Source organism: Streptomyces malachitofuscus (assembly GCF_055571035.1).
This window is the reverse complement of sequence record NZ_JBVIGA010000006.1, coordinates 148,591-163,628: the sequence shown is the minus strand read 5'-3', so window position 1 is coordinate 163,628 and position 15,038 is coordinate 148,591. Positions and strand designations below refer to the sequence as shown.

16 protein-coding genes are annotated in these 15,038 nt (G+C 72.5%); 5 read left to right on the top strand and 11 right to left on the bottom strand.

Annotation, left to right across the window (positions count from 1 at the left end; genetic code table 11):
• Positions 1 to 127 precede the first annotated feature (127 nt).
• The 4 genes from rsrA to ACZ44S_RS11035 form a co-directional block, all read right to left on the bottom strand.
• Positions 128 to 439 carry a mycothiol system anti-sigma-R factor gene (gene rsrA, locus ACZ44S_RS11050; RefSeq protein ID WP_466927007.1) on the bottom strand — a complete coding sequence of 104 codons (312 nt, stop codon included), beginning with the start codon at positions 437 to 439 and terminating at the stop codon, positions 128 to 130.
• Positions 436 to 1,122 (bottom strand): RNA polymerase sigma factor SigR, encoded by a 687-nt coding sequence (gene sigR / locus ACZ44S_RS11045; RefSeq protein ID WP_320588452.1) that lies wholly within the window; start codon positions 1,120 to 1,122, stop codon positions 436 to 438. Before sigR ends, rsrA begins: the two co-directional genes overlap by 4 nt.
• 256 nt (positions 1,123 to 1,378) lie before the next feature.
• Positions 1,379 to 2,029 carry an alpha/beta hydrolase family protein gene (locus tag ACZ44S_RS11040; RefSeq protein ID WP_466927005.1) on the bottom strand — a complete coding sequence of 217 codons (651 nt, stop codon included), beginning with the start codon at positions 2,027 to 2,029 and terminating at the stop codon, positions 1,379 to 1,381.
• Between the two features lies 1 nt (position 2,030).
• The gene (locus ACZ44S_RS11035; RefSeq protein WP_466927477.1) at positions 2,031 to 2,846 is read right to left on the bottom strand and encodes an SOS response-associated peptidase; all 816 of its coding nucleotides are present in this window, start codon (positions 2,844 to 2,846) and stop codon (positions 2,031 to 2,033) included.
• A gap of 180 nt (positions 2,847 to 3,026) precedes the next feature.
• On the opposite strand from ACZ44S_RS11035, the gene ACZ44S_RS11030 reads away from it, so the two are divergent.
• Complete coding sequence (locus tag ACZ44S_RS11030; RefSeq protein ID WP_466927003.1) at positions 3,027 to 3,815, top strand: FHA domain-containing protein; 789 nt, start codon at positions 3,027 to 3,029, stop codon at positions 3,813 to 3,815.
• A 3-nt stretch (positions 3,816 to 3,818) separates the two neighbouring features.
• Here ACZ44S_RS11030 and ACZ44S_RS11025 read toward each other — a convergent pair whose 3' ends face one another.
• Positions 3,819 to 5,753 carry a serine/threonine-protein kinase gene (locus ACZ44S_RS11025; protein WP_466927001.1) on the bottom strand — a complete coding sequence of 645 codons (1,935 nt, stop codon included), beginning with the start codon at positions 5,751 to 5,753 and terminating at the stop codon, positions 3,819 to 3,821.
• A gap of 487 nt (positions 5,754 to 6,240) precedes the next feature.
• Here ACZ44S_RS11025 and ACZ44S_RS11020 point away from each other — a divergent pair, with 487 nt between their 5' ends.
• A complete protein-coding gene (locus tag ACZ44S_RS11020) occupies positions 6,241 to 6,579 on the top strand; it encodes a polysaccharide lyase family 7 protein (protein ID WP_466927000.1) in 339 nt (112 codons plus the stop codon).
• A 20-nt stretch (positions 6,580 to 6,599) separates the two neighbouring features.
• On the opposite strand, the gene ACZ44S_RS11015 is transcribed toward ACZ44S_RS11020, so the two are convergent.
• From ACZ44S_RS11015 to ACZ44S_RS10990, 6 genes are read right to left on the bottom strand one after another with little or no spacing between them, the layout of a single operon-like run.
• Positions 6,600 to 7,484 carry a hypothetical protein gene (locus ACZ44S_RS11015; protein WP_466926999.1) on the bottom strand — a complete coding sequence of 295 codons (885 nt, stop codon included), beginning with the start codon at positions 7,482 to 7,484 and terminating at the stop codon, positions 6,600 to 6,602.
• A 13-nt stretch (positions 7,485 to 7,497) separates the two neighbouring features.
• A complete protein-coding gene (locus ACZ44S_RS11010; protein ID WP_466926997.1) occupies positions 7,498 to 7,950 on the bottom strand; it encodes a hypothetical protein in 453 nt (150 codons plus the stop codon).
• Positions 7,947 to 8,657: a vWA domain-containing protein gene (locus ACZ44S_RS11005; protein ID WP_466926995.1), complete on the bottom strand. Its 711-nt coding sequence runs from the start codon at positions 8,655 to 8,657 to the stop codon at positions 7,947 to 7,949. The genes ACZ44S_RS11010 and ACZ44S_RS11005 overlap by 4 nt, the downstream gene beginning before the upstream one ends.
• A gap of 12 nt (positions 8,658 to 8,669) precedes the next feature.
• Positions 8,670 to 9,752 (bottom strand): protein kinase domain-containing protein, encoded by a 1,083-nt coding sequence (locus ACZ44S_RS11000; RefSeq protein ID WP_466926993.1) that lies wholly within the window; start codon positions 9,750 to 9,752, stop codon positions 8,670 to 8,672.
• Positions 9,749 to 10,822 carry a serine/threonine protein phosphatase gene (locus ACZ44S_RS10995; RefSeq protein WP_466926991.1) on the bottom strand — a complete coding sequence of 358 codons (1,074 nt, stop codon included), beginning with the start codon at positions 10,820 to 10,822 and terminating at the stop codon, positions 9,749 to 9,751. The genes ACZ44S_RS11000 and ACZ44S_RS10995 overlap by 4 nt, the downstream gene beginning before the upstream one ends.
• Positions 10,823 to 10,827: 5 nt before the next feature.
• Positions 10,828 to 11,577, bottom strand: a complete 750-nt coding sequence (locus ACZ44S_RS10990; protein WP_466926989.1) for a hypothetical protein — start codon at positions 11,575 to 11,577, stop codon at positions 10,828 to 10,830.
• Positions 11,578 to 11,827: 250 nt separating this feature from the next.
• Between ACZ44S_RS10990 and ACZ44S_RS10985 the strand changes: the two genes are divergently transcribed.
• From ACZ44S_RS10985 to rsgA, 3 genes are all read left to right on the top strand, one after another.
• Positions 11,828 to 12,550 (top strand): M50 family metallopeptidase, encoded by a 723-nt coding sequence (locus ACZ44S_RS10985; RefSeq protein WP_190161731.1) that lies wholly within the window; start codon positions 11,828 to 11,830, stop codon positions 12,548 to 12,550.
• An 84-nt stretch (positions 12,551 to 12,634) separates the two neighbouring features.
• Positions 12,635 to 13,951: a 3-phosphoshikimate 1-carboxyvinyltransferase gene (gene aroA, locus ACZ44S_RS10980; protein WP_466926987.1), complete on the top strand. Its 1,317-nt coding sequence runs from the start codon at positions 12,635 to 12,637 to the stop codon at positions 13,949 to 13,951.
• A 9-nt stretch (positions 13,952 to 13,960) separates the two neighbouring features.
• Entirely contained in the window at positions 13,961 to 14,971 is a 1,011-nt protein-coding gene (gene rsgA, locus ACZ44S_RS10975; protein WP_190161512.1) for a ribosome small subunit-dependent GTPase A, read from the top strand.
• Positions 14,972 to 15,038: the final 67 nt, after the last annotated feature.

The window sequence follows — 15,038 nt, the reverse complement described above, 5'->3', positions numbered from 1 at the left end:
CGTGCCTGCGGCACTCGTCCGCCGTCTGCCAGGATCTGGAGCCTAGGCCGCAGGCAGGTGCCTCCACGGGCCGATAACCCGCGGATTAGCACGTACGAGTGACACGCGCCGGGAACACGGTGAGGTGTCAGGACTCCTGCGGCGTGGCCCCCGAGGCCGTGACGTCCTGGTCGGGCACGGCCTGGCCGGAGCGGATCAGGTCGATCCTGCCCATGACCTTGGAGCGCAGGTCACCGGGTACGTCGTCCTGCCCGCAGCAGCGCTTGACCAGCTTCTTCACCGCCTGCTCGAGCCCGTACTTCTCCAGGCACGGCGAGCATTCCTCGAAGTGGTGCTCGAACTTCACACAGTCGGAATCCGGCATCTCACGGTCGAGGAACTCGTAGAGATGATCGAGGATTTCGCTGCAATCCGTCTCGTGCGGCTCTCCGCAGCTCATGACCCCGAGCCTTTCGCTTCGTTCGACTCTCCGGCACCGGCCGGGACCAGTCCGCGCTCACGCGCGTAGTCCTCGAGCATGCCGCGCAGCTGGCGGCGGCCCCGGTGCAGCCGGGACATCACCGTACCGATGGGTGTCCCCATGATGTCCGCGATCTCCTTGTAGGCAAAGCCCTCGACATCGGCGAGATACACCGCGATGCGGAACTCCTCGGGGATCGCCTGCAGCGCTTCCTTGACGTCCGAGTCGGGCAGGTGGTCCAGCGCCTGCGACTCCGCTGAGCGCAGACCCGTGGACATGTGCGACTCGGCACGGGCGAGCTGCCAGTCCTCGATCTCCTCGGCCGCGCTGCGCTGGGGTTCGCGCTGCTTCTTGCGGTACGAGTTGATGAAGGTGTTGGTGAGGATCCGGTACAGCCACGCCTTGAGGTTGGTGCCTTCGCGGAACTGGTGGAAGGACGCGTACGCCTTGGCGTACGTCTCCTGCACCAGGTCCTCGGCGTCGGCCGGGTTGCGCGTCATGCGCAGCGCGGCCGAGTACATCTGGTCGAGGAACTCGAGCGCGTCCCGCTCGAAGCGCGCGCTGCGCTCCGCGGTCGACTCCGCGCCCGTGCCGCCCTGGCCCTCGGGCTGCTCCGCCTGGCCGTGTTCGGTCCCTGCGTCGGTACCGGGAACCGGACCCACCTCCTCCAGTGTTGTCGCGAGACCGAAACCGGTCTCGCCCGAATCGGAGGATAGACGACGATCCGGTCCGCCCGCCGCCCGAATCGGGGCGGTCTTGGCCGCGTGCAGCACCGTCCAGTCCAGGTCGGCGCGGGCACTGCGGCTCGGGCAGAACGTGGAACCCATGCGGCGGACTTCCTCTCCTACGACGGCGGTGCCGTTGACCGGCACATACGTCCGTCCCAACAGCGGAGGCCGCCCGGGCATTCCCGGCGTCTCAGCCGAGCGTGCCGGTCCACCGCACGACCGCGTCCGTGACGACCGCCACGGCCTCCTCCTGCGTGAGGCCCGCCCGTTTGGGCACGGCGAGGCCGTGATCGCCGTGGGGCACCTCCACGAGTTCGTAGGTCCCCTCGGGGAACTCCGCGGGCGTGCCGAACGGGTCGTTGCCGCCCTGGACGACGAGGGTGGGCACTCCGGCGCCCAGCAGCTCGTCGGCCCGGGACTTCTCCGGCTTCCCGGGCGGATGCAGGGGGAAGCTCAGGGCGAGCACCGCGTGGGCGCCGAGTTCCCCGGCGGTGCGGCAGGCCACGCGGGCGCCGGCGCTGCGTCCGCCCGCGATCACCGGCAGGCCGGGCCCGGTCAGGGCGGGCCAGACGCCCCGCCAGCCGGTGTCCAGGGTCTTCGGGGCGGGGGCGACCTTCTTGCCGGCCACCCGCCAGGGCTGCTCCACGAGGGCGACGGTCACGCCGTGGGCGGGCAGCTCGGCGGCGAGCGCCTGGAGGTCCCTGGCGCCGATGCCGCCGCCGGCGCCGTGGCTCAGCGCGAGGACGAGGCGGGCGCGGCGCACGGCGCGGTGCCAGGTGATGCGGGCGGTGCCGGCGTCCGTCTCGACGCTCTGCACCGTGTCTGTCGTGTCGGAGGTCACGTCAGAAGAGTGTGCCCTCTTCCGGCGCGGCCAGCTCCTTCAGCAGCTCCGGCCCGTTGTTGCGGACGTTGCTGACGGCCGTGGTGACCGGGTAGGCGCGCATCAGGCCCGGGGGCGGCGGGGCGAGCAGTGCGCGGAGCTCGTCGGCGTCCGTGCGGGACGGGTCCAGCCAGGCGTCCCAGCGGTCCGGGGTCAGCATCAGCGGCATCCGCGGGTGGATCTCGGCCAGGGCGTGCGGGCCGTCCGCGGGGGACACGGCGAGCGGGCCGGTCTCCGCCTCGGTGGTGATGACGGAGCATGTCACCCACCAGGCCCCCGGGTGGTCGTCCGGCAGCGTCCGGTCCCGCCAGAACTCGTACAGCCCGGCCATGGCGAAGACCGAGCCGTCGGCCGGCGTCACGAAGTAGGGCTGCTTGCGGGGCCGCTTCTTCTTCCCCTCGGCCTCCAGCTCCCGCTCCTGCTTGCCGGTGACCCACTCGTAGTAACCGTCGGCCGGGAGGATGCAGCGCCGGGAGGAGAAGGCGCGGCGGTAGGACGGCTTCTCGTGGACGGTCTCCGCGCGGGCGTTGATCATCCGGGCGCCGCCCTCGGGGGTCTTGGACCACGAGGGCACCAGTCCCCACTTCAGTTTCCGCAGCTGGCGGACCGGGCGCGGGTCCTGCGAGTCCTTCAGGGCGCGGTCGAGTACGGCGTAGACCTCCTTGGTCGGCGCCACGTTGTAGTCGGGCTCCAGGGTCTCCTCGGGCTCCCACTTCTCGATCTCGAAGATTCCGGCGAGATCCTCGGGCCTGCGACTGGCCGCGTACCGTCCGCACATGTCCATCCCCGTCCGCACCTGTGAAGCGACCCTCCTACCCTACGGAAGCGGCGTGGGCGATCCGGGGGGCGGCCGTGTTCCCGGTGCCCGTCCCGCGCGCGGACGTGGCCGGGGAGGGGTCCCGCGCCGGTCGCGGACACTGGTCAGTCGTACACGAGCACCGGACCGAGGAGACCAGCGATGCCCCTCTCCGCCAGCCTCGCGCGTGGTGTCGCGTCCGCCGCGCCGGGGACCCTGCATGCCCGTACGGTCACCGGGGAGCTCAGCGCTCCGCCCCGTCAGGGGCTGACGGTCCGCTTCGGGCGCGGTGAGGAACCGGACGTGGACCTCGGAGTGGGCGTGGACGACCTGCGGGTCAGCCGGCGGCACGGCGAGCTGACGTACCGGCGGGGGATGTGGTGGCTGCGCAACACCGGGCAGCAGCTCGTGCGGCTGCCCCGGGGCCGGATGCTGCACCTGAGCACCGAGCCGGTCCCGCTCGCCACCGGCTACACCCCGTTGTTCGTGAAGGGCTCCGGCTACCGGGAGCACCTGGTCGAACTGTATGTGGCCGGCCACGACGACCAGGGGCCGGTGTCGCGGCGGCGGGCGGAGACGGTCCGGCCGGAGACGTGGGCCCTCGACGACGACGAACGGCTGCTGCTGATCGTCCTCGGGCAGCGCTATCTGCTGTACGAGGAGGATCCGCGTCCCCTGTCGTACGCCATGGCCGCCAGGCAGCTCGCCTACCTCCGTCCGGACGACAACTGGACCGAGCGCAGGATCGAGCACCGGATCGAGGCCGTGCGCCGACGGCTGCATCACACCGGTTTCCGGTACCCGTTGCTGCACGACAAGTCGCAGGGCCGGCCCGCCGACAACAGCCTGCTGCACAACCTGATCAAGGGGCTGGTGGAGTCGACCACGCTGGTGCCGCCGGACCTGGACCTGATGGAGGACGACGCCGACTGGCCGGACTGCGCCCCCTGAGGGTCAGCGCGTGCGGAGTCCGGCGGCCGCGGAGCCGGCCAGGTCCTCCGCCGTCGCGCAGAGTTCGCCCGTGGGCCTGCGCCCGCCGACGTCCAGCCGCACCATCTCGGCCGCCGTCCGGGCGTCCTGGCCGCTGTATCTGCGGTACTCGACGAAGGCGGTGCACGAGTCGCCGTCGTCGTCCGGTGCGATGACCGTGCGGTAGCCGTTGAGTCCGACGGCCGTGGCGCCGTCCACCGCGGACTTGGGCTGATCGCGGAAGAAGCTCACCTCCGCCTCCAGCTCGTCGACGTCGCTCGACCACGCGCAGCTCCAGTTCGCGATGCCCACCTCCGGCACGTCGGCCTTGAGGCCGGGAACGGCGGACAGCGCCTCCGCGTCGAGCAGTGCGCAGGCGTCCGCCCAGGCCAGCGAGGTGCGCGGGTAGCCGGGCGAGCGGCGGGGGACGGGACCGGAGTCGAGGACCTCCGCCGCACTCCCGGCCGCCTCATAGGCGACCGTGCACAGCGTGGCGTTGCCGCCGACCACAGTGCCCTTGCCCATGTTGGCGCGGACCTCGACCAGTGCGTCCTCGGTGTCGCGGTCGGACGTGAGCAGCAGCTTGCACTCGTCGCTCTCCGCCTGCTCCTGGCGGATGCCGATGCTTCCGATCGTGCGGGAGGGCTCCGAGCCCTCGGGTCGCGGTCCGCGCAGCAGACCGACGGAGACGTCGATCCGCGTTTCGTCGTCGATGCCGACGAGCACGTCGCAGCGGTCGAAGTTCCCGTAGTCGACGTCCACGCGCACGTCGCCGTTGCCGAACCGGTCGAGGGCGGCGGGGTCGGTCAGGGCACACACGTCGGCCGTGTGCGGATCTCCGATGAGGGCCTGCGCTTCCCCGTCGGAGGCGTTCTCGTCCTGCCGGCTCTGGCCGGGCGGGGAGCCGGCCGCCGTCCCGTCGTCGCCGCGGCCGGGGAGGACGGCGAGGCCGAGGGCCAGCACGGCGCTGACGCCGAGCGCGCCGGCGATCAGGGGCCGGCGCCGTCTGCGCGGCCCGGGGACGGTGCCGGTGGCGGCCGGTCCGCGAGCGGGGTCCGGGCCGGTCCCGGCCGCTTCCTCCAGGAGCCGCTGGGCCTCGGCGTCGTCCGGGCGTTGCCGGGGGTCGCGGTGGAGCATGGCGGCGAGCACGGGATACAGCGGTCCCAGGGCGTCGGCGTCCAGCTCCACGACGCCGTGCTCGGCCTTCCAGTACCTCAGCCGCTCGGTGTCCGCGCCGTCCTCGCCCAGGGCGGGACGGGCGGCGTCCTCAGCCGCGTCACCGCGCGGCGGCGCTCCGGTGACCAGCGCGTGCAGGGTGGCGCCGAGGCAGAACACGTCCGAGGCCGGCCGTGGCACGTTGCCCCGGGCCAGTTCGGGGGCGGCGTAGTCCGGGGTGAAGCTGAACGGGCCGCCGACCGTGATCGTCTCGCTGCCGCCGACCCGGTGGGCGGCGCCGAAGTCCAGTAACTTCGCGGCCCCTTGCCGGGTGAGGCCGATGTTCGCGGGCTTGACGTCGCAGTGGACGATGCCCGCCTCGTGCAGGGCGCTCAGCGCGTCGGCGAGCTGGACGCCGATCCGGGCCGCCCGCGCGGGAGCGACCGGCGGCTGCCGGTCCAGGCCCCCGCCGGGCACGTACTCCATGACGAACCAGTACGTCCTCGGCCCGTCCCCGTCCTGCTCCACGGCCACCACGTCGTACAGCGTGACGACATGAGGATGCTCCCGGAACTTGGCCATGGCGCGCGGTTCGCCCAGCAGCCGCCGCACCGCCGCCTCGTCCGCGCTGTCCGTCCGCTCCCGTTTGAGTGCGACGTCCTGGCCCACCACCGTGTCGTGGGCCAGCCACACGTCGCCGCCGCGTCCCGCGCCGACGACCTCCTTCAGGACATAACGGCCGGCGAACAGCTCCCCCGAACGCACGGATCTTCCCCCCTCGGTCGGGTCCGGAACGCACACGGCGCAGGGCCGCGCTCAGGGACGAACCTACTGGGGCCCGCGGACCCTGTGCAGGCTCTCCCCAGAGCCTTCATCAGTCGCACGCGTGCGCGGAAGAGGGTGACGCCGCGAGGCTGCCGGGACCGGTCCCTGTGGCGGCGCCTACGGTACGCGCCGCCCCACCCCCCAACGAGGAGAGCCGTCATGCCGCGCACCCGGACCGTCGTACTCGCGGGCGTCACCGCCGCCGTCTCGGCCGCCGCGTTCACGCTGTCCGCCCGGGCCGTCACTCCGGCCCCGGACGAACGGACGGCCACCCGCTGCGCGTACCCGTCCGAGGTGCTCGACCTGACCGACTGGAAGCTGACGCTGCCCACCGGCGAGGAGGAGGACCCCACGGAGATCACCCAACCCGCTCTGGCGGCCTTCTCGCAGGGAGGCGTTCACGGCGCTGCCCGAGGCACGGCCGTACGTGGTCGGCGCCCAGGTGCACGGCGGGGACGACGACGTCACCGTCTTCCGTCTCGAGGGCCGCAGCCTCTACATCACCGACGGCGACGACCGTCATCACCACCTCGTCACCGACGACTACATGCTGGGCACGGAGTTCGAGGCCCGGTTCGTGGCGGGCGGCGGAAAGATCGACGCGTACTACGACGGCCGGCTCGAGACGACGATCCGTCACGAGGGCGCCACCAACTACTTCAAGGCGGGCGCCCATACGCAGGCCAACTGCGACAACTCCGAGCCGTGCGACGGCGACAACCACGGCGAGGTCCGCATGTCCCGCATCACGGTCACCCACTCCTGACCGCGGACCCGGCCGGGCCGTCACTCGACGGTCGCCTCGGGGACCAGGTCGCCGTTCCAGACCTCCTTGCCGTCCTCGTCGTAGGCCTTCAGCTCGCCGTCGCCGAAGTGGTAACTGGTCTTCTGGGGGAAGAAGTCGACCACGTAGGCCCCTTCGGACCTCTTCACCTCCGTGGGGTTGCCGTACGGCTCGCCGTTCTCCGGCTTGAAGAAGTAGTAGATCTTCCCCGTCTTCGCCCGGCAGAAGGCGTACCGCTCCTCCAGGTCCTCCCGGCTGTAGGCGGCGACGAGCGTCGCCCCGGCCCCCTCCGGGATCATCCCGGTCAGTTGCTTCGGGCAGGGGCCGCCCCAGGTCGGTGCCGGGGAGGGTTCCGAGGAGTCGGAGCCGGTCACGAACGATGTCACGGACGACCAGTTGGCGATCAGCAGGACGATGAGAGTCACCACGGCTGCCGCGAGGAACAGCAGACAGCCGCATGCCGTCGCGATCTCCCCTCGGGTCGGCTCCGGGGCGGTGGGCCGCACGGTGCCCGGCGCGCGCGGGGCGCCTCCGTGCACGGGGCTTCGGGTGGTCGTGGCGGAGCGCGACCAGAGCGTGCCGCAGGTGTCGCACCGGATCTCCTCGACCACGTAGCGGTGGCACACCGGGCACATCCACTCCAGTCCCGGCGCGTGCAGCCGGGGCAGTGGCGTGCCGACGACGCTGCCGGCGGCGGGGGTTGTGGTGGCCGGGGCCTTCTTGGCGGGGGTCGGCTTCTTCGCGGGGGTCGGCTTCTTCGGGGCGGTCGGCTTCCTGCCCGGCGGTGGTTCGGACGCGCCCCGTGGTGTGTCGCAGACGGTGCACACCCGCGCCCCGGCACCGTTGAACGTGTCGCAGTCCGAGCACTGCCACGTCGGCCCGGTCACACTGCCTCCCCGGTCACCCGTCCGCGGCGGTCAGGCGGGCCATGACCGAGCGGAAGAGGGTTTGTGTGGTCGGCGGGACGGGAGCGCTGAGCCAGTCCCGGGCCTCCTCCCGCTCCGCGGTGGCCGGCTCGGCGTCCCGCCAGGAGGCGGAGAGGTCCCCGACGCGGTACTCGTGCGCGAACCACTCGGCGGACCGCCAGGCCGCCTCCGCCCGTTCCGCGTCGACGACGATCTCCGCCACCACGTCGGCGCCGCTCCTCCCGCCGGGCCGGAACCGGAACGCCAGGCGCAGGCCGCCGTCGCGGGCGGACAGCCGGCCCCTGACCGAGACGCACCACTCGGGCGGCAGGTACAGACGGCCGCCGTGACCGGACGCCCGGTCGTTCCGGCGGCGCCACCAGGAGAACACCAGCCACGGCCCGTCGAAGTCGATCCGGGCGCCCGTGCCCTGGAGCCAGGGAGTCACAGACTGTTCGCGATCGTCTCGATGATCTCGTCCATCTCGAACTCCTCCAGGCCCTCTCCGGCCCTGGAAGGAAAGTGCAGGGTGAGATCCCACTCCTCCCCGATGGTCTCCTTCCACGGCTCCTCCTCGGGCGCGAAGAGGACCAGCCGCTTCGCCGACTGCTCCATCACCGCGGTCTGGCTGCGCGCGTATCCCCACTGCTCGAAGAGGTCGTCCATGGTGCGCGGGATGTTGCGCGGATAGGTCTGCGCGGCGACGCCCACCGTGCCGAGGGGGTGCGCGGGCGCGTCGGTGAACATGACGATGACGTGGCGCCGCCGGTCCAGCCCCTTCTCCCAGGGGGAGTTGATCGCCAGGGCCAGGGCCTCCAGGCCGGACTCGGGGATGTCCCCGCCGCCGCCCGCCTCGAGTCCGGTGACGAATCTCTCGAACTCCGCCACCTGCTGGGGCAGGCGCAGGAACTCGGTCTGCTCGATGGCGTCGGAGGGGTCGTCGCCGAAGTCCCGGAAGGCGATCACCTTCAGCCGCAGCTGGCTGATCTCCTTGCTCTTCCTGCCCATCACCTCGTTCAGCCGCTGGTGGAACTGCAGCGAGCTGTTCTTCACGAGGTCCAGAACGGGGTGCATGCTGCCCGTGGCGTCGATGCACATCACGATGTCGACGGCATACCGCAGATTCCCCTGGTACTTCTCGATCTCCGTGCTCATGCGTCTCCTCGGTTACGGGGTGGGACGGTCGGCGGCAGGGCCGTCTCGGCGGGGACCGAGATTGATCCTGACCCTGGACTTCCTCGGTTCGTCGCCGGCGGCGGCCGGCCGGTGGGCCGACCGGTCCGGCGGGGCCCCGGACCGGTTCGGCGGGTTGAACTGGACCCGGCTTCTGCCGGTTGTCGGGCGGGGCTGCGGTGTGCCGTGGAGGGTGCACGCCCCGGGGTCCTTCAGCGCCGTCAGGAAGTCGGCGACGGTGGGGCGGGCCGCGGGATCGGCGGACGTCGCGGCTGCGATCAGGGCCTGCGTCGCCGTGCCCAGCCGCTCGTCGACGGCCAGTGGCTCACCCGCGTTCACCGCGTCCGCCGGTGATCCGAAGCGGTCGGCGTGGGCGGGCAGCGCGCCGGTGAGGTACAGGTGCGTCATCAGCCCCAGCGCGAACATGTCCACGGCCGTCGTCAGGTCCCCGCTCGCCACGGACTCGTCGCCCTGCACATAGCGCCGCCATTCCGGCGCGCCGTACAAGGAGTCGCCCGCGACGTCCTCCCGGGCCGGCGGGCTGCCGGAGAGGTAGGAGTCGTCGAAGTCGATGAGCTTCGCCGTGTGGAACGCGGCCCCTTCGCGCTTCTGGACGAGCACGTTGGCCGGTTTCAGGTCGCCGTGCACCACGTCGATGTCGTGCAGCAGCCGCAGGCTGGTCGCCAGAGTCCTGAGCAGCACCGTCCTCTGTTTCGGGGCGAGCGAGTGGGGGCTGTCCAGACCGGCGGTGTCGATGCGTTCGGTGACCTTGTAGTAGGTGCTGCCCGCGTGGAAGAAGTCGGTGGCGAGCACCAGGTTGCCGGCACCGTCGGCGTCGGGCCGGAGCAGCTTCATGATGCTCCTGTGCCGCTCCTCGAACTCCCTGCACGTCTCCAGCCTGATGCGCCGGCTCGTCGCGCTGCCGGAGCCCTCACGAGGGCGCTTGGGTTCGAGGAACCGCTTGAGGAAGTACTCCTTGCCGTCCTTCTCGGCGAAGGCCCACATGCATTTGCCGCCGTCGGCGTTGGTCGGCTCGCTGACGACCCGGTACCCGCCGATCACGTCACCCGGCTTCACTCCCCCACCCCCGGCATGAACTTCTCGTACGCGTCCCGATAGGCCTGCCATGTCCGGTCCTGCCAGCCGCGCATCCCCTCCTGGTCGTCGTCCGGCGGTACGTCGAGGTACTCGCCCCCGGCGATGTCGGCGTACCGGCCGGCGAAGGCGGCACGCAGCCGGCCGAAGTCCTCGAAACCCAGCGCCGCCAGGGAGAGCGACGCGTCGTCACCCGTGGCCGGCTGGATCGCCCTGCGCAGCCTCTCGGCCCATTCGGCCACGTCGCCCGACTGCCCGAGCGTTTCGAGCAGGACGCACTCGAACTGCGCGGGCGTGTGCACATAGCCGAAGAAGCCGTCGGTGGCGGAGAGCAGGACGCAGGGCGCGCGGAACGCGCCGCGGTGGGTGGAGAGGGTGAAGTCGCGGTCGGCGCAGATGACGTTCGTCATCGGCGGGTCCTGCCGGAGCTGGGCGAGGGTGTCGTCCTCGTGCGTGTCGTCGCGGGTGAGCGCGTGCAGTCCGCTTCCGGGCAGCAGGGCGTACGACCGGGAGTCGCCGGCCCAGACGGCCTCCCAGCGGACGTCCTCGTCGACCGTGCGGTACCGGATCGCGGCCAGTGTCGTGGGCAGGACGCGGCGCATGGACCCGGTGATCTTGCTCCGGACCGTGGTGGGGGTGGCGTCCAGCATCCTCCGCAGCCAGCGCTTCAGCCGCTCGGGGCTGTCCGCCGTCCCCGGCCCGTTCCCGTGGGACGGGTGCTCCCCGGACGCGACGATGTGCTGGAACCAGCATTCCGTGGCCAGCCGGGCGATCCGGGCGCCGGTCCAGGCACTGGTGTACGTGGTGCCGTCGGGCGCGCGCCAGCCGGGAGCGGCTCCGGAGCCGCCCGAGCCGTCGAACACGGCCAGCAGTCCGTGCCCGGTGGGCCGGTGGTGGGCCGCGAGCGGTTCGGCGTCCTCGCCGTGGCCGGGACGGCACTCCGTCCACACCGCGAGGGCCTGGAGCCCGTCGTCCGCGGCCGACCAGGTCAGATGGCCGGGCCGGGAGAGCGGACGCTCCGGCGGACGGGCGGGTTCCGGCGGGATCGTCATGTCGTTCACCGCCTCCCCCCACCGTGTCGCCCGTCGCCCGGCGTCCCGGTGCCGCGGACCCTGCTGACCCGGCGCCCGGGCGCGGGCGGCGGCACTTCGGGAGGGCGGGAGGGCTTCGGCGGCAGCGGCTCCTCCTTGCGTGCCACCACCTCCCCCACAAGCACCTCCGACCCGTCATCCGCGGCCGCCGTTCCGGGCCGGAGCCGGGCCCCCCGTACCCGGCTCCGGCCCGGATTCCGGGAGGACCCGTCGTGGCCGAGCAGTGCGGCCCGGGCGCCGTACAGCCGGACGGCCGCGTCCCCGGTGACGTCCCGCAGCGCGGCGTTCAGCGCCCGCTCGGCCTCGCGGAGCTGTCCGGCGCCGTATCCCCGCGACACGTTCCGCAGCCGTTCCTCCAGGAGGCCGTGCCAGGCGGCACCCATGTCGCGGATGCCCCGTGCCACCACCGCGGCGGGGTCGGTGACCCGGCACATCAGCTCGACCCGGCAGCGCCACGAGGCGGACCCGTCCCGGCCGGGCGGCCGGAGGTCGAACACGAGCCGGTGCTCGGTGGTGTCCACCAGGAACAGCATCCGGTGCGGCCCGAACCAGCCGTCGGGCACCTGCTCGCCCGAGCGGACCGTTCGCACCGGCCCGGCGTCCGGCACCAGCACCAGCGCCCTCCCCAGGGGCGCGCGCAGAGGGCTCGGCGGCGGGACCGGCGGCAGCGGGCGGACGTCGACCACGGGGTCGTACGTCGACGGGTGCGTCGCCATCCTCTATTCCCCCTCTCGGTGCCGATCGCCGCCCTCCCCGCGCAGCGGGTCTCACGAACGGGCGGGTTCCTGAGTACCAGCGGCCGGCCGGGACCCCTCCCGAGGGCGTCGCAGGCTCCGCCCCCGGCCCGCCCGTTCGCCGTGCAGGAACGATCGCCGCTCCGCCGGCGTCTCAGACACCGACCGCACATTCGTGCAACACTGCTGGACCCCGTACGCCCAGAGGAGCGATCCGAAACGCATGGACAGCATGGTCAGCACCGCGGCCGCCTCGCTCGGCTCCCTCTGGGACGAGGTCTCCGGCACCCAGCCCGACCCCGACATGTGGGTGGTCGTCGCCACCCTGGTCGCCGCTGCCGCCGTCGTCGTACCGCACGGGCCGTGGCGGATCTCCCGCAACGCCATCACCATCGCCCACGAGGGCGGGCACGGCCTGGTGGCCCTGCTCACCGGCCGCACCCTGACGGGGATACGCCTGCACTCGGACACCAGCGGCCTGACGGTCAGCCGGGGCAAGCCGACCGGCATCGGCATGATCCTCACCGCCGCCTCCGGCTACACCGCACCTCCGCTGCTGGGCCTCGGCGGCGCCGCGCTGCTCGGCGCCGGGCGCATCACCCTGCTGCTGTGGCTGGCCACGGCGCTGCTCGTGGCGATGCTGGTGATGATCCGCAATGCCTACGGCGCGGTGACGGTGCTCGTCACGGGCGGCACGTTCGTCCTGGTGTCCTGGCTGGCCGGGCCCCAGGTGCAAGCGGCGTTCGCCTACGCCGTGGTGTGGTTCCTGCTGCTGGGAGGGGTGCGCCCGGCGTTCGAGCTCCAGTCCAAGCGGGCACGCGGCGGCGCGGGGGACTCGGACGCGGACCAGTTGTCACGGCTGACGCACGTCCCGGCGGGCCTGTGGCTGTTCCTCTTCCACGCGGTGTCGCTGTGCGCACTGCTGGGCGGCGGCAGGTGGCTCCTGGGGCTGTAGCTCCTGGACTGCGGGGCGACCAGCCGTGGCGCAGCCGCACCCGAAGGACGGCCTGTCCCCGGGCCTCCTTATAAAGTGGGCCCCATGGCCCCGAACACCGCACACACCGCCCTCTGGCCCGCCCCGCACGCGAGCGGAGCCGTCGACGCGACGGTCCACGTGCCCGGGTCCAAGTCGGTCACCAACCGTGCCCTCGTGCTCGCCGCCCTCGCCTCCGAGCCGGGCTGGCTGCGCCGCCCGCTGCGTTCCCGCGACACCCTGCTGATGGCGGGCGCCCTGCGCGCCATGGGCATCGAGATCGAGGAGGGCGTGGGCCCCGACGGCACCGGCGAGGCCTGGCGGGTGCTCCCCACGGGACTGCACGGCCCGGCCACCGTCGACGTCGGCAACGCCGGCACGGTGATGCGGTTCCTGCCTCCGGTCGCGACGCTGGCCGACGGCCCCGTCCGGTTCGACGGCGACCCCCGCTCCTACGAGCGTCCCCTGAACGGAGTCATCGACGCGTTGCGTCGGCTGGGCGCCCGGATCGACGACGACGACCGCGGCACGCTGCCGATGACGGTGCACGGCGGAGGCGCCCTGGACGGCGGCACGGTCGAGGTGGACGCGTCCTCGTCCTCCCAGTTCGTCAGCGCGCTGCTGCTCTCCGCGCCCCGGTTCAACCAGGGCGTCGAGGTCCGGCACACCGGTGCGACGCTGCCGTCGCTGCCGCACATCCGGATGACCGTCGACATGCTCCGCGCGGTGGGCGCCCAGGTCGACACCCCGGAGTCGGGCGGCGAGCCCAACGTCTGGCGGGTCACCCCGGGTGCCCTGCTGGGCCGGGACCTGACCGTCGAGCCGGACCTGTCCAACGCCCAGCCGTTCCTGGCGGCGGCGCTGGTGACCGGCGGCAAGGTCGTGATCCCGGACTGGCCGGCCCGCACCACCCAGCCCGGTGACCGGCTGCGCGAGATCTTCACCGAGATGGGCGGTTCCTGTGAGCTCACCGAGTTCGGGCTGGTGTTCACCGGCTCCGGGTCGGTCCACGGCATCGATGTGGACCTCGGCGAGGTCGGCGAGCTGACGCCCGGCATCGCGGCCGTCGCCGCGCTCGCGGACTCCCCGTCGACGCTGCGGGGCGTGGCGCATCTGCGGCTGCACGAGACGGACCGGCTGGCCGCGCTCACCAAGGAGATCAACGAACTCGGCGGCGACGTCACGGAGACCGCCGACGGTCTCCACATCCGCCCGCGCCGGCTGCACGGCGGGGTCTTCCACACCTACGAGGACCACCGCATGGCCACCGCCGGCGCGGTCATCGGCCTGGCGGTCGAGGGCGTGCAGATCGAGAACGTGGCGACCACGGCGAAGACGCTGCCGGACTTCCCCGACCTGTGGACCGGGATGCTCGGGGCGTAGGGGTCCGCCATGCGCCGCTACGGCAAGCACACCGACGAGGACGACATCCGTTCGCGCCCCAACCGCAAGGGCAACCGGCCGCGCACCCACATCCGGCCCAAGCACGAGGACGCCGCCGAGGGACTGGTCCTCACCGTCGACCGGGGCCGGCTCACCTGCCTCGTCGAGGACCGCACCGTGATCGCGATGAAGGCCCGCGAGCTGGGCCGCAAGGCGGCGGTGGTCGGTGACCGGGTGGCGATCGTGGGCGACCTGTCCGGGAAGAAGGACACCCTCGCGCGGATCGTGCGGATCGAGCCGCGCACCTCGGTGCTGCGCCGTACCGCCGATGACGACGACCCCTACGAGCGGGTGGTCGTCGCCAACGCCGACCAGCTCGCCGTCGTGACCGCCCTCGCCGATCCCGAACCCCGCCCGCGGCTGATCGACCGCTGTCTTGTCGCGGCGTTCGACGGCGGGCTCGAGCCGCTGCTGGTGCTGACCAAATCGGACCTCGCACCGGCCGACAAACTGCTGGAGCTGTACGGCGACCTGGACATCCCCTATGTCGTCACCAGTCGTGCGGAGCTGGAGAGCGGTGCGGCGGCGGACCGGGTGCGGGAGCAACTGGACGGCCGGATCACGGCGTTCGTCGGGCACTCCGGAGTCGGCAAGACGACCCTGGTGAACGCGCTGGTACCGCTGGAGCGGCGGCGCACGACCGGTCATGTCAACGCCGTGACCGGGCGGGGGCGGCACACGACGACCTCGGCGCTGGCGCTGCCGCTCTCGGGCGCGGAGGGCTGGGTGATCGACACCCCGGGAGTGCGGTCGTTCGGGCTCGCCCATGTCGACCCGTCCCGGGTCATCCACGCCTTCCCGGACCTGGAGCCGGGCACGGAGGGCTGTCCGCGCGCGTGCAGTCACGACGAGCCGGACTGCGCGCTGGACGCCTGGGTGGCCGACGGTCACGCGGACCAGGCCCGGCTGTACTCGCTGCGCCGGCTGCTGGCGACGCGGGAGCGGACGGAAGGCGACTGACCCTCGCGTGTTTGTCGTGGCGCGCGGACGGTAAGTGCATAATCGCACCGAGCCGGACCCGAACCTG